Annotated in this window: 12 protein-coding genes; 6 read left to right on the forward strand and 6 right to left on the reverse strand. The window is 67.7% G+C overall.

The annotated features are described in order from the left end of the window. The first annotated feature begins 27 nt into the window (after positions 1-27). The 3 genes from metG (at position 28) to rnfB (ending at position 3,222) form a co-directional block, all read left to right on the forward strand. Positions 28-2,115 carry a methionine--tRNA ligase gene (gene metG, locus AC5P5S_RS03200; protein WP_087803631.1) on the forward strand — a complete coding sequence of 696 codons (2,088 nt, stop codon included), beginning with the start codon at positions 28-30 and terminating at the stop codon, positions 2,113-2,115. Positions 2,116-2,193: 78 nt separating this feature from the next. After that, positions 2,194-2,784 (forward strand): HAD family hydrolase, encoded by a 591-nt coding sequence (locus AC5P5S_RS03205; protein ID WP_032965934.1) that lies wholly within the window; start codon positions 2,194-2,196, stop codon positions 2,782-2,784. 24 nt (positions 2,785-2,808) lie between these two features. Next, a complete protein-coding gene (gene rnfB, locus AC5P5S_RS03210; RefSeq protein ID WP_005410555.1) occupies positions 2,809-3,222 on the forward strand; it encodes an Rnf electron transport complex subunit RnfB in 414 nt (137 codons plus the stop codon). Between the two features lie 151 nt (positions 3,223-3,373). On the opposite strand, the gene AC5P5S_RS03215 is transcribed toward rnfB, so the two are convergent. Further along, a complete protein-coding gene (locus AC5P5S_RS03215; RefSeq protein WP_005410556.1) occupies positions 3,374-3,721 on the reverse strand; it encodes a RidA family protein in 348 nt (115 codons plus the stop codon). 192 nt (positions 3,722-3,913) lie between these two features. On the opposite strand from AC5P5S_RS03215, the gene mprF reads away from it, so the two are divergent. Further along, entirely contained in the window at positions 3,914-6,478 is a 2,565-nt protein-coding gene (gene mprF, locus AC5P5S_RS03220) for a bifunctional lysylphosphatidylglycerol flippase/synthetase MprF (protein ID WP_005414230.1), read from the forward strand. A 98-nt stretch (positions 6,479-6,576) separates the two neighbouring features. Here the strand turns inward: mprF and AC5P5S_RS03225 are convergent, their stop codons facing one another. The 4 genes from AC5P5S_RS03225 to AC5P5S_RS03240 form a co-directional block, all read right to left on the reverse strand. Beyond that, positions 6,577-7,923 carry a virulence factor family protein gene (locus AC5P5S_RS03225; RefSeq protein WP_223846435.1) on the reverse strand — a complete coding sequence of 449 codons (1,347 nt, stop codon included), beginning with the start codon at positions 7,921-7,923 and terminating at the stop codon, positions 6,577-6,579. Positions 7,924-8,001: 78 nt separating this feature from the next. After that, positions 8,002-8,619: a DUF998 domain-containing protein gene (locus AC5P5S_RS03230; RefSeq protein WP_043035448.1), complete on the reverse strand. Its 618-nt coding sequence runs from the start codon at positions 8,617-8,619 to the stop codon at positions 8,002-8,004. Beyond that, positions 8,616-8,789 (reverse strand): oxidoreductase-like domain-containing protein, encoded by a 174-nt coding sequence (locus AC5P5S_RS03235; RefSeq protein ID WP_081113745.1) that lies wholly within the window; start codon positions 8,787-8,789, stop codon positions 8,616-8,618. Before AC5P5S_RS03235 ends, AC5P5S_RS03230 begins: the two co-directional genes overlap by 4 nt. A gap of 49 nt (positions 8,790-8,838) precedes the next feature. Further along, entirely contained in the window at positions 8,839-9,441 is a 603-nt protein-coding gene (locus AC5P5S_RS03240; RefSeq protein WP_005410561.1) for an HD domain-containing protein, read from the reverse strand. A gap of 240 nt (positions 9,442-9,681) precedes the next feature. On the opposite strand from AC5P5S_RS03240, the gene AC5P5S_RS03245 reads away from it, so the two are divergent. After that, the gene (locus AC5P5S_RS03245; RefSeq protein WP_231336613.1) at positions 9,682-10,833 is read left to right on the forward strand and encodes a transglutaminase-like domain-containing protein; all 1,152 of its coding nucleotides are present in this window, start codon (positions 9,682-9,684) and stop codon (positions 10,831-10,833) included. A gap of 6 nt (positions 10,834-10,839) precedes the next feature. On the opposite strand, the gene AC5P5S_RS03250 is transcribed toward AC5P5S_RS03245, so the two are convergent. After that, positions 10,840-11,175: a zinc ribbon domain-containing protein YjdM gene (locus tag AC5P5S_RS03250; protein ID WP_005414225.1), complete on the reverse strand. Its 336-nt coding sequence runs from the start codon at positions 11,173-11,175 to the stop codon at positions 10,840-10,842. Positions 11,176-11,357: 182 nt separating this feature from the next. On the opposite strand from AC5P5S_RS03250, the gene AC5P5S_RS03255 reads away from it, so the two are divergent. Then, positions 11,358-12,719 carry an Hsp70 family protein gene (locus tag AC5P5S_RS03255; RefSeq protein WP_062606120.1) on the forward strand — a complete coding sequence of 454 codons (1,362 nt, stop codon included), beginning with the start codon at positions 11,358-11,360 and terminating at the stop codon, positions 12,717-12,719. Positions 12,720-12,940: the final 221 nt, after the last annotated feature.

The following is a 12,940-nucleotide window of genomic DNA, read 5'->3' on the forward strand; positions in this document are numbered from 1 at the left end:
GGTTCCCCTCGGCTTCACCCCGCGACCATGACCCGTACCGCGCTCGTCACCACCGCCCTGCCCTACGCCAACGGCCCGCTGCACCTGGGCCACCTGGTCGGCTACATCCAGGCCGACATCTGGGTGCGTGCGCGGCGAATGAGTGGCGGCAAGGCCTGGTTTGTCTGCGCCGACGATACCCATGGCACGCCGATCATGCTGGCCGCGGAAAAGGCCGGGGTCACCCCGGAAACCTTCATCGCCAACATTCAGGCCAGCCACGAACGTGACTTCGCCGCCTTCGGCGTGGCCTTCGACCACTACGACTCGACCAATTCGGCAGCCAACAAGGCGCTGACCGAGCAGTTCTACCTGAAGCTGGAAGCGGCCGGCCACATCAGCCGCCGTTCGGTGGCGCAGTTCTACGACCCGGCCAAGGGCATGTTCCTGCCCGACCGCTACGTCAAGGGCATCTGCCCGAACTGCGGCAGCCCCGACCAATACGGCGACAACTGCGAAGTGTGCGGCGCTACCTATGCGCCGACCGACTTGAAGGAACCGCATTCGGTCATCTCCGGTGCCACGCCGGAAATGCGCGATTCGGAGCACTTCTTCTTCGAGGTGGGCCACTTCGACGCGTTCCTGCGCGAATGGCTGGCCGGCGACGTCGCCCTGCCGGGCGTGAAGGCCAAGCTGGGTGAGTGGCTCAATGCCGAAGGTGGCCTGCGCGCGTGGGACATCTCGCGCGATGCGCCGTACTTCGGCTTCCAGATTCCCGGCCAGCCGGGCAAGTACTTCTATGTCTGGCTGGACGCGCCGATCGGCTACCTGTCCAGCTTCCAGACCCTGTGCGGCAGGATCGGCGAGGACTTCGAAGCGCACCTGCGCGCCGGTACCAGCACCGAGCTGCACCACTTCATCGGCAAGGACATCGTCAACTTCCACGGCCTGTTCTGGCCGGCGGTGCTGCACGGCACTGGTCACCGCGCGCCGACCCGCCTGCACGTCAACGGCTACCTGACCGTGGACGGCGCCAAGATGAGCAAGTCGCGCGGCACCTTCGTGATGGCGCGTACCTTCCTCGATGCCGGCCTGGAACCGGAAGCACTGCGCTACTACTACGCCGCCAAGTCCGGCGGTGGCGTCGACGATCTCGACCTGAACCTGGGTGACTTCATCGCCCGCGTCAACGCCGACCTGGTCGGCAAGTTCGTCAACCTGGCCAGCCGCTGCGCCGGCTTCATCAGCAAGCGTTTCGACGGCCAGCTGGCCGCGCAGCTGCCCGATGCGGCGCAGTACCAGCGCTTCGTCGACGGCCTGGCGCCGATCCGTGAAGCCTACGAGCGCAACGACCCGGCCGCGGCGATCCGCCTGACCATGGCCCTGGCCGACGAAGCCAACCGCTACATCGACGACGTCAAGCCGTGGGTCATCGCCAAGCAGGAAGGCGCCGACGCGCAGCTGCAGGCCGTGTGCAGCCAGGGCCTGAACCTGTTCCGCGTACTGGTCACCGCCCTGAAGCCGGTGCTGCCGGCCACCGCCGCGCAGGCCGAAGCCTTCCTGGCCGCGCCGGTGAACGACTGGACCGAACTGGCACAGCCGCTGCTGGGCCACCGCATCACCGACTACACCCCGCTGTTCACCCGTATCGACCCGAAGAAGATTGACGCCATGATCGACGCCTCCAAGGACACCCTGCAGCCGGCCGCGGCCGCCGCTGCCGCCCCCGCCGCCAGGACCGAAGCGGCCAAGCCGGCTGCACCGGCACCGGCCAAGGACGACGCAAAGAGCGCCGATGCTCCGGCCTACATCGGCATCGACGATTTCGCCAAGCTCGACCTGCGCATCGGCAAGGTGCTGGTCTGTGAGTTCGTGGAAGGGTCGGACAAGCTGCTGCGCTTCGAACTGGATGCAGGTGAACTGGGCAAGCGCCAGATCTTCTCCGGTATCCGCGCCAGCTACGGCGAGCCGGAGAAGCTGGTCGGCCGCAGCGTGGTGTTCATCGCCAACCTGGCCCCGCGCAAGATGCGCTTCGGCCTGAGCGAAGGCATGATCCTGTCGGCCGGTTTCGACGGCGGTGCGCTGGCGTTGCTGGACGCCGACAGCGGCGCGCAGCCGGGCATGCCGGTCCGCTGATGCCCGCAGCGGGCGTGGCCTCGGCCGCGCCCGCCGGCAGCACCGGCCACCGGAGGCAACGCGATGGGAGGCAACGGAATGGAACTGGCGCTGTTCGACTTCGACCACACCGTGACCACCTGCGATACCTATGGCCGTTTCCTGCGCCGCGTGGCCACCGCCGAACAGCTGGCGCAGGCGTGGTGGAAGGTCGGCCCGTGGCTGCTCGCGTACAAGCTGAAGCTGATCTCGGCCGAACGCATCCGCGCGCGCGTCACCCGCCTGACCTTCAGCGACCGCCACAGTGACGACATCACCACCCTGGCCGCCGGCTTCTCGCGTGAGTTCCTGCCCGATGTGGTGCGCCCGGAAATGCTGGAGCAGATCCGCTGGCACAAGGAACAGCAGCACACCGTGGTGATCGTGTCCGGCTCGCTGGACCTGTATCTGCGGCCGTGGTGCGAGCAGCTGGGCCTGCAGTTGATCTGCAACCGGCTGGAATGTCAGGACGGACGCCTGACCGGCCGTTACGCCGGTGGCGACTGTGGCCCGCGCAAGGTCGAGCACATCCGTCGCCAGTTCGATCTGTCGCGTTACGTGCGCATCCATGCCTACGGTGACAGTTCCGAAGACAAGCCGATGCTGGCGCTGGCCCACGAGCGCTGGTTCCGCGGCAAACCCCTGAAGTAACCCGACGCGCAGCCTTCGCCACGCATGAGCCTGATCCCGCCCCTGACCGAACGCCTCGACCGCCTGCTGCCGCAGACCCAATGCGGGCAATGCGGCTACGACGGTTGCCGACCGTACGCGCAGGCGATGGCGCGCGGCGAGGCAGGCGTCGACCGCTGCCCACCCGGTGGCGATGCCGGTGCACGCGCGCTGGCCCAGGTTCTGCGCGTACCGGCGATTCCTTTTGATCGTTCGCGCGGCGAGCACAAGGCGCCGCAGGTGGCGTTGATCGTGGAAGCCGACTGCATCGGCTGCACCAAGTGCATCCAGGCCTGCCCGGTGGACGCCATCATCGGCGGCGCCAAGTACATGCACACGGTGATCGCCGATCTGTGCACCGGCTGTGAGCTGTGCATCCCGCCGTGCCCGGTCGACTGCATCGAGCTGGTGCCGGCATAGCCACCAGACCAACCGGCGGTGGAGCGGCGGGGTAGAGTCGGCTGTTAGTCGACTGCTCTTCGTTCCGGCGGCGCAAAACCCCGCGCTGCGCGCGACAGTCGACTAACAGTCGACTCTACCCCCCCTCCACTGCTGGGAGGTGACCTTGCCGTTACGGCACTGCCGCCGTCACCACGATCTCGACCTTCCAGTCGGCGTGGGCCAGCTTGGCCTCGACCGTGGCGCGCGCCGGGGTCGCACCTTCCACCACCCACTCATCCCATGCCTTGTTCATGCCGTCAAAGTCGGCCATGTCGGCCAGGAACACTTCGGCGCGCAGCACGTGCTGGCGATCACTGGCCACCAGCGCCAGCAGCTTGTCGATCTCGGCCAGCACCTGCCGGGTCTGCCCGGTGATGTCCTGGCTGGTGTCTTCCGGAATCTGGCCGGAAAGGTAGGCGACCTTGTTGTACACGGTCATTTCGGACATGCGCGGTCCGACGTCGTAACGCTCCATCATGGGCGTGGCTCCTGCGGGTGATCAGGCCTGCATTGTCCTCCAAACCGGTCAACGATGGGTGCAGGGCAGCCATCCACACACGGTCACTACCGGCTTCCGACAGCGACGCTGGTCAAATGCCAGCGACAGGCGCACGATGCGCCACGGCTGCATTGACACCGCCCTCGCCCTCCCTGACGCACCCTTGCGCCGATGACCGAAACCACCGACCCCGCCACCGCTCCCTCCACCCCGGCATGGAAGCGGGTCCTCACCATCGTCATCCCGCTGCTGATCCTTGCGTTGGCGCTGCACGGCCTGGCCAACGAGTTCGATGAGAACGGCTACCGCGCCATCCGCCATGCCTTCCACCAGCTCAGTGGCACGCAGATCGCGCTTACTGTCGTGCTGGGCCTGGCCAGCTATGCCTGCCTGATCGGCTTTGATGCCATCGGCCTGCGCCGCAGCGGCATCCGCGTGCATCCGGCGCGCATCGGCATCACCGCGTTCCTGGCACACACGCTCGGCCAGACCGTGGGCTTTGCCGCGCTCACCGGCGGTGCGGTGCGCCTGCGCGGCTACCGTACCGCCGGCCTCGACCTGGCGCAGATCGGCCAGGTCGTGCTGATGAGCACGCTCGGCTTCGTGTTCGGTGCGTGGCTGCTGATCAGCGTGGCGCTGTGCATGGAACCGGCGGCAGCGGCGCTTGCCCTGCCGCTGGACCCGGATGCGGTCCGCGTGGTCGGCATCGTCGCGCTGCTGGCCTATGCGGCCACCCTGCTGCTGGTCGGCCGCGATGGACGCCAGTTCAGCGTGTTCGGCCATGCGCTGTGGCTGCCCGACCGGCGCACGATGATCGGGGTGACCGTGCTCAGCGTGATCGAGCTGGTGCTGGCCAGTGCCGCGTTCTATGTGCTGCTTCCGGACTCGACGCCGACCGGCCTGCCCGGCTTCGTCGGCCTGTACCTGGTCGCGGTGCTGGCCGGCCTGGTTTCGACCGTGCCCGCCGGCCTCGGCGTGTTCGAATGGAGCCTGCTGAAGCTGCTGCCACAGGTGGCACCGGCTGCGGTGCTGGCGGCGGCGTTGATCTACCGCGTCACCTACTACGTGCTGCCCCTGCTGCTGGCCACCCTGCTCGCGCTTGCACCCGCGCTGCGCCAGCCGCTGCAGGCCAGTGCCGGGGCAACCCGTGCCGGCTGGAACGCGCTGCGCCCATGGTTGCCGCAGATCATCGCGCTGGCGGTGTTCAGCATCGGTGCTGCGCTGGTCATCGACGGCACGTTGCCCACGCCGCGCCGTCACCTGGTCAACGCATCACTGCCGATCCTGGAAACGTCCCATCTGATCGGCAGCCTCAGCGGCGTCGCCCTGCTGCTGATCGGCCAGGGCCTGGCCCGGCGCAGCCATGCCGCATGGATGCTGGCGATGGCCGTGTGCGTGATCACCCCGTTGCCACTGTGGCTGCGCGGTGGCCAACCGTTGATCGCGGTCTCCGCCCTGCTGGTGGCGATGGCGCTGTGGGCCGCACGCCGCGAGTTCTACCGCCAGGGCGCGCTGCTCGATGAAGCATGGTCGTGGCCATGGCTGCGCAACCTCGGCCTGGTACTGGTGGCGGTCACCTGGCTGTTGTTCTTCACCTACAGCCATGTCGAGTACCAGAACGAGCTGTGGTGGCAGTTTGCGATATCCGGCAACGCACCGCGTGCGCTGCGTGCGCTGCTGGTGGTGGCGATCGCGCTTGTGATGTTCGGCCTGGCGCGGCTGCTGCACAGTACGCGCAGCCCGCTGCCAGCCGCCGACGAGGCCACGCTGCAATCATTGGCGCCGGTACTGGCCGGTGCCACCGATACCCAGGCCTGCCTGGTACTGACCGCCGACAAGGCGGTGCTGCGCGATGATGCGAAACAGGGCTTCGTGATGATGCAGCGCTACGGCGGTTCGCTGATCGCGATGGGCGATCCGGTCGGCCCGCCTGATGTGGCGCGCGCGCTGATATGGCGCTTCCGCGAGGAAGCTGACCGGCTCGGCCTGCGCCCGGTGTTCTACCAGGTGGGCGAGACCTACTGGCAGACCTATCTCGACCTGGGCCTGGGCCTGGTCAAGCTGGGCGAGGAAGCGATCGTGCCATTGCACGACTTCGGCCTGGAAGGCCGCGAACGCGCCGATCTGCGCCAGGCCTGGAACCGTGGCAAGCGCGGGGGCCTTTCGTTCCGCGTGGCACCGGTGGAAGAGATTCCCAGCCTGCTTCCCCGCCTGCACGCGATCTCCAACGCGTGGCTGGAAGACAAGGCCGGCGACGAGAAGGGTTTCTCACTGGGCAGCTACGATCCGGATTACCTGGCGCGCTTCCCGGTGGCACTGGTCGAAGCCGAGGGCCAGATCGTGGCATTCGCCAACCTGTGGCAGGCACCGGCCGGTGCCGAGCTGTCGGTGGACCTCATGCGCCACGTCAACGAGGCACCGAAGGGCACGATGGACTTCCTGTTCATCGAGCTGTTCCTGTGGGGCCGCGCTCAAGGCTATGCGCGCTTCTCGCTGGGCATGGCGCCGCTGTCCGGGCTGGCCCAGCATCGCCTTGCTGGTCGCTGGAACCGACTGGCCGGCCTGCTCGCGCGGCATGGCGAACGCTTCTATGGCTTCAGTGGCCTGCGCCGCTTCAAGTCGAAGTTCGACCCGCAGTGGCGACCGCGCTATCTGGCAGCACCCGGCGGCATGCATCTGCCGGCCGCGTTGCTGGATGCCACGCGCCTGATCTCTCTGGACCCGCGGCGTAACTGAAGCCCTGAGCCGCCGGGCATGGCCCGGCGCTGCAAACCACCCGGTAGGTGTCGACCTTGGTCGACACGGCGGCGACAGCGTTCGGGCGTGGCCCGGCGCTACGCCCCGCCCTTGAGGATCACTTCGGCCAATCGGTCGTAATCACCATTGAAGTGATGGTCGCCCGGCAGCTTCACCTTCTGCACGCCGTCGTTGGCCGGCAGGCCGGGGCACAGCGCGTCGTCATCCTTGTCGCCATACACGCAGAGGGTCTTCGCCGCCGGCAGCTTCGCCACTTCCGGCGCGATCGGCAGACCATCGCCGCCACCACCCAGCCAGTTGCTGACGTGGAATTCAAAGTCGGCCTTCCTGCCTACCGACAACAGCACGATACGATCCAGCGCTGCGCGGGTATCGGCATCGAGCTGGTTGATGGTGGCCGGCAGCACGTCGGCACCCTGCGAGAAACCGATCAGCATCACCTTGTCGCGATGCCACTGCTGGCGGTAGTGATCGATGATCTTCTGCAGGTCAGTGGCAAATCCCTTCGGCGTGCGTTCGCTCCAGAAGTAGCGCAGTGAGTCGATGCCGACCACGGCCACGCCATGCTCGTTGAGCGACGATGCCACGTCCTTGTCCAGGCCGGCCCAGCCGCCATCGCCGGAAACGAACACGGCCAGCGTGTCGCCATTACCGGCAGCGGGTACTTCCACTATCGGCAGGCCCTTCAGCGCGGCTGGTGGCGGTGCCAGGCTGACGCCGGCCTGCGCGCCGATCACCCGCGCCGCCGCCACCAGGCCGGGTGAAGCATCACCGCGCGCGGTGCGCTTGAACTCGCGTGCCATCGCCACCTGCTGCACGAAGCGGCTGGCCTCGCCAACCTTGCAGCCATGGTCGCCGGCGGCGCTCAGCCACGGGGAATTCAACTCGGCAGGCTGCAGCTTGTTGTGCTTCACGCCATCGCCGCAGACCATGCGCTCGTGGCTGCGATCCGGGCAGAAGCCAGTGGTCAGCAGGCCGGCGAACACTTGGGTGTCGGCCTGTGCGGCCAGCGTGTAGGCCATCTCGGCGCCTTCACCATCACCACCGACCAGCGGCAGGTGGTAGCCAGGCAGGTGCAGGGAGGCCTGCAACCAGCGCGAGAAGTTCTCGACGTCGCCGGAACCGAACGAACAGGTCGGATTCCCCTCGCGCTTGAGCACGCTGCGCAGATGCGCGATGTCCACGGCAGCGACCATCGCGCCATCGGCACGCAGGGCCTCGATCGGAAGGCGGCTGGTATCACCACCGGCGGTGGGTTCATGGAACCAGATCACCACACGCTGCGGCGTGCCAGCCGGCATGTGCACCGGAATCTGCTCGAACCGCCCGTGGCTGAACTGCTGCACGTTGGCCGCCGCCATTGCCGGCAGTGCTGCCAACGCCAGAACCACACCCATTGCCCTGCCCAGCCCTGCACGCTTCATGTCGCATCCCCGATGGAATGCGCACACGATACGCCGCCGCCGCGTGCACGGCACGTACCGGCGCAGGCCGTTGGGGATTCAGTGGGCTACGGCCCGACGGCTGCGCCGGTACAGGGCCATCGCCAGATACAGCAGCCAGCCAACGATCACCGCGATCACCACTTTCTGTCCCAGCCCACGCGGTGGTCCACCACGCCACAGCACATGCAGCCACAGCAGCACGAAGGCCAGCCATGCCCAGCCCCAGAGCAGGCCCGCGGCGGACTGCCAACCCGGTTCGCGGCGCAGGTACCAGGCCTGCAGCAGCATGCCGACGCTGGCACACAGGAACGCGGTGTTGGCTGCCAGTCCATGGATGAACGGTGCAAGCAGCGGGGTCGCTTCAGGCAGCCAGCTGTCACCGATGGCGACCGTCGCCAGCCCCAGCGCAGAGACAGTGAACAACAGCGGCGCCGCCGCACTGCGGCGCGGCCCGATGCTGCCGCGATACAGCGCAATGCCAAGCGCCGCAATGGCCAGCGCCAGCAGGCAGTAGGCAGCGCGCAATGCCAGGCCCCACGGCCCGTGCAGGTACAGGCTCAAGGTTGCCCGCACCCAGTCCAGATCACTGCGCGCGACCTGGGTCCACAGCGCGGTGGTCACGAACAGCAGCAGCGCCACCAGTGCCAGCACCGCCGCCGGACGCGCACGGCTCATGGCGTTGCCTCCGGATGCCGCGTCTTCCACTCGGCCAGCGCCTTGCGATAGCGCTGCAGCTCATCGGCATACAGATCCAGCACGCACAGCGGACAGCCGCTGCCACAGCACTCGTTGGGACCGGGCTCTTCGGGGGGCAGCGGGCGGGGGTCGGGATCAAGGACGGACACAGTGGGAAGCGACAATCGGTGAGAGCAGGCCCAAGTGTACCGGTCCAGCTCAGCGGGCCAGCTGTCGACGCAGGTTTTCCCGAGCCGCCGCATCCAGACGCTGGTGGAAGAAGTCACTGAGGAAGATGCGCGGCGCCCGCAGCAGCCCCTGCAGGAAACGGCGACGCCCGGCGCGGTACAGGAAGCCCGGCACGACCCCTTTGTACTCTTCGGCCACGCCACGATCGTAGGCAGCGAACACCGGCTCGGGCGCGGCCAGGATCGCCATGTCGCAGTCCAGGAACAGCGCGGCCTCGGCATCAACGTCGTCCGGGCCCAGATCGCCATGGCGGGCTGTCAGCAGGATCAACTGCTCGACCCGCGCGGCGTCGACGCCGGCCAGTTCCGGGGCCCGTGCGATTGCCTGCAGGGCCAGCGCCGCCGAACGCGCTTCGTTGTCCTTGCGGCCCGCCACATAGATCGCGTCGTGGTAGAGCACGGCCAGGTACACCTCGGCGGGCCTCTGCCAGCCCGGGCCGTCAGCCACGTCCTGGCAGTGCTGCAGCACCGCGCGTACGTGTCCGAAGTGGTGGTAGGCGCGGGGCGGCGTTGCGTAGCTGTCCTGCAGCGCCTGCCACTGCGCAGGAGCCAGCGTCAGCGGAGAGAAATCCATACCCGGATCATCCCGCCTGCGCAGCCCCGCGGCAAGCTGATGGTTTTTTCACCACATACTCACAACGCTTGCCCGGTGAGGCCTGGACGCGGTTGTCCACAGCTTTGTCGAGCGCTGGTCCACATCGGTTGTGGATGAAACGCCGTACCGGCCACGCGCCGACCAACGGTCACTGCAGCGCGGCGCCGCCGGGTCTACACTCGCTGCAGGCGGGAGCGCCCGCCGCTGCCGGGAACTGTCATGTACCGCCCTGCCGCCCGCATCTTCGTCGTGGTCCTGGCCGCTTTGATGGCCGCGCCGCTCTGCGCACAGAACCACCCGCGCACCGATGCACTCCCGCCCATCGGAAGCGTCACCCCGGTGGAGGTCCCCTCACCGGAACAGGTCTTCGCGATTCCTCCCGCAATGCGCGCGATGCTGCAGGCGCAGGTGATCGACCGCAGTTCATCGCGCGAGCAGCGGCTGCAGGCACTGGTGGAAATGATCTTCGGCCGCCAGGGGCTGGACCTGCAGTACGACGCGAACGCGACCTACACCGTGGACGAAGTCTGGCAGCAGCGCCGCGCCAACTGCCTCGCCTTCACGCTGATGTTCGTGGCACTGGCGCGCGAGGCTGGCATCCAGGCCCGCGTCCAGGAAGTCGGCCAGGTCGTGTCCTGGTACCAGGACCAGGACGCCGGCGTGGTCTACAGTGTGGGCCACGTCAACGCGGGCGTGGAGATCGCGGGGCGTTACGCCACGGTCGACCTCGATCGCAACGTACTCTACGACCGCCACGGCCCGCAGCCGGTCAGCCGCGCGCGTGCACTGGCCCATTTCTACAACAATCGAGGTGCCGAACGCATGGCCGAAGGAGACCTCGTCGGCGCCCGCGCGTTCTTCGATGCCTCGGTCGTGCAGGATCGCGCATTCCCCTCGGTCTGGAACAACCTGGGTGTGCTCGACAACCGTGAGGGCAACACCGATGCGGCGCGGCAGGCACTGGACCGCGCCCTGCGCCTGGACGGTCGCCAGGATGCGGCGCTGACCAATGCCAGCGCGCTGTATCGGCAGCTTGGGCTGGATGCGCAGGCCAAGGCCCTGGAGCGACGCTTGAAGTCGGTGCAGCGTGAGGACCCGTTTGCGCAGTACATGCTGGGCACGCAGGCCGAGCAGGCCGGAAAGCTGGCCGAAGCCATCCGCTATTACCGGCAGGCCGTGCGCCTGTATGACACCGCGCACCAGTTCCACTTCGGGCTGGCGCGCGTGTATTTCCTGTCCGGGCAGCTTGAACGCGCCGACCGTGAACTGACCCGCGCGCAGCTTCTGGGTGGTGCAACGGAGCAGGCACGCTACCAGGCCAAGCTCGACAGCCTGGCCCGCTGGCGCGCGCAGCAGCAGGCCAGGCGCTGAGACCGATCAGGCCTTCTTGAGGAAGCAGGTCTTCAGGACCAGGCCCTTGATCTTGTCCGAGTTGCCTTCGATGTGCTCGGCATCATCTTCGACCAGGCGGATGTTGCGGATCACGGTGCCCTGCTTCAGCGGGATCGAAGACCCCTTCACCTTCAGGTCCTTGATCACGGTGACGGTGTCGCCGGCCTGCAGGGTATTGCCGTTGCTGTCACGCACGACCAGGGTCGAACCGGCACTTTCCTCGGCGGTCCATTCGAAACCGCAATCGGCGCAGATCCACAGCGCGCCATCGGCATAGGTGTTTTCCAGGGTGCACTGCGGGCAGGCGGGAACAGACGACATCGGCAAGTACCTCAAAGTGAATCAACAGCCGCCATTGTAACCGCCCGGTCCGGGGCCCCGGCTCCCTGGCAGGTGCCCGGCCGCCGCCATGACCGCGGCTGGAGCAGCCGTGACGCTGGAACTTGCAGTCGGCGACGAACTGCAGCAGAGTGCGCGGCCCCTGACCGCCCCCGGAACTCCCCATGCGCCTCGGCATCGACTTCGGTACCAGCAACTCCGCCGCCGCCATCGTGCATGAGGGGAAACTGCTGCCGATCCGTTTCGGTGACGCCGAACAGTTCCGCACCAGCGTGTACTTCCCCGGCGTGGTGCCCGACCCGGACGACTTCCAGCTCGACGACGGCCAGGAACACCAGCTGCAGCAGATGATCGATAGCGCCGCGCGTGCAGCCCGTGCCGCCGGCCAGGAACGCACCCCGCAGGCGCTGCGCCGTGAAGCCCTGCGCGCCCTGCGCCGTGAATGGATGGAGGCCCGCGCCGGCAAGGAACGCAGCGCCAGCGACCTGCTGCAGAACGCGGTCTACGGCGACGACGCGCTGGAAGCCTATTTCGAGGAACACGAAGGCAACCTGGTGCAGAGCCCGAAGTCGATGCTGGGCTACAACCTGCACCCACGCGCGAAGCAGACCATCACCGGCATCGCCGCGCACATCCTCGAACACATCCGCCTGACCGCCAGCGCCCAGCTTGGCCAGCCGCTGCGTGCCGCTCTGCTCGGCCGCCCGGTGCAGTTCCGCAGCTCGATCGGCGCGGCCGGCAATGACCAGGCACTGGATATCCTGCGCGAGGCCGCCACCCAGGCCGGCTTCGACCAGATCGATTTCCTCGAAGAACCCGCCGCGGCGGCCATGCACTACCACGCCGAAAGCCGCGAGCGGCACCAGGCGGTGATCGTCGACATCGGCGGCGGTACCACCGATATCGCGCATGCCGAAGTCGGTGGCGACGACGCCCCGCGTATCCACCGCGCGTGGGGTATCGCCCGCGGCGGTACCGACATTGATCTGGCGCTGAGCCTGTCCAGCTACATGCCGCTGTTCGGCCGCGGCATCACCCGCGTGCCCGCCCACCACTATGTGGAAGCAGCCACCGTGCAGGACATGACGCGCCAGCGCGACTTCCGCCAGCACAAATACGATCACGTCGACGAGCCGTGGGGCGGGCGCCTGCAGGCCCTGCAGGACTCCGGCAATACCGCCCGCCTGTACCGCGATGTCGAACGCGCCAAGATCGCCCTCAGCGCCGCCAGCGAGCACCGCAGCACGCTGGACTACATCGCCCGCGACCTGCATGCCGACAGCAGCGCCGATGGCCTGGCCGCCGCCGCCCACGGCTACCTGGAGCAGATCCGGGAACTGCTGGCCCAGGTCCGCAGCGACATCGGGGGCGACCCGGATGCGGTGTTCCTGACCGGCGGCATGTCCCGTGCCGGCTACCTGCGCCAGGCCGTGGCCGAGGCCTTCCCGGGGGCCCGCATGGTCCACGGCGAGCCCTCGCTGGGCGTGGTCCAGGGCCTGGCATTGGCGGCAGCCAGCCAGGATTAACAAAACGTTACGCGGTCTAAGTTACTCTTGGTCGGCTAGAACCCCGCTGCACCTTCCACCGGCCACGCCGGTGTGTGTCCACGGTGCAGCCTGGCCCGCGCTGCGGGCCTAGCGGCCATGCCTTCCTGGCTCGTTCATGGTCCGCGCAGCACCTGAGCCGCCATCGAGACCCGCTTTGGGCACCCGCCAGGCCCCTGTGGCCTTACAACCTGACGCAGCAC

This window comes from Stenotrophomonas sp. YJH_SMC_54 (genome assembly GCF_059368435.1).

Coding starts and splice junctions, on each gene's coding strand:
- metG (WP_087803631.1), top strand. CDS start 28: ATGACCCGTACCGCGCTCGTCACCACCGCCCTGCCCTACGCCAACGGC.
- AC5P5S_RS03205 (WP_032965934.1), top strand. CDS start 2,194: ATGGAACTGGCGCTGTTCGACTTCGACCACACCGTGACCACCTGCGAT.
- rnfB (WP_005410555.1), top strand. CDS start 2,809: ATGAGCCTGATCCCGCCCCTGACCGAACGCCTCGACCGCCTGCTGCCG.
- AC5P5S_RS03215 (WP_005410556.1), bottom strand. CDS start 3,721: ATGATGGAGCGTTACGACGTCGGACCGCGCATGTCCGAAATGACCGTG.
- mprF (WP_005414230.1), top strand. CDS start 3,914: ATGACCGAAACCACCGACCCCGCCACCGCTCCCTCCACCCCGGCATGG.
- AC5P5S_RS03225 (WP_223846435.1), bottom strand. CDS start 7,923: ATGAAGCGTGCAGGGCTGGGCAGGGCAATGGGTGTGGTTCTGGCGTTG.
- AC5P5S_RS03230 (WP_043035448.1), bottom strand. CDS start 8,619: ATGAGCCGTGCGCGTCCGGCGGCGGTGCTGGCACTGGTGGCGCTGCTG.
- AC5P5S_RS03240 (WP_005410561.1), bottom strand. CDS start 9,441: ATGGATTTCTCTCCGCTGACGCTGGCTCCTGCGCAGTGGCAGGCGCTG.
- AC5P5S_RS03245 (WP_231336613.1), top strand. CDS start 9,682: ATGTACCGCCCTGCCGCCCGCATCTTCGTCGTGGTCCTGGCCGCTTTG.
- AC5P5S_RS03250 (WP_005414225.1), bottom strand. CDS start 11,175: ATGTCGTCTGTTCCCGCCTGCCCGCAGTGCACCCTGGAAAACACCTAT.
- AC5P5S_RS03255 (WP_062606120.1), top strand. CDS start 11,358: ATGCGCCTCGGCATCGACTTCGGTACCAGCAACTCCGCCGCCGCCATC.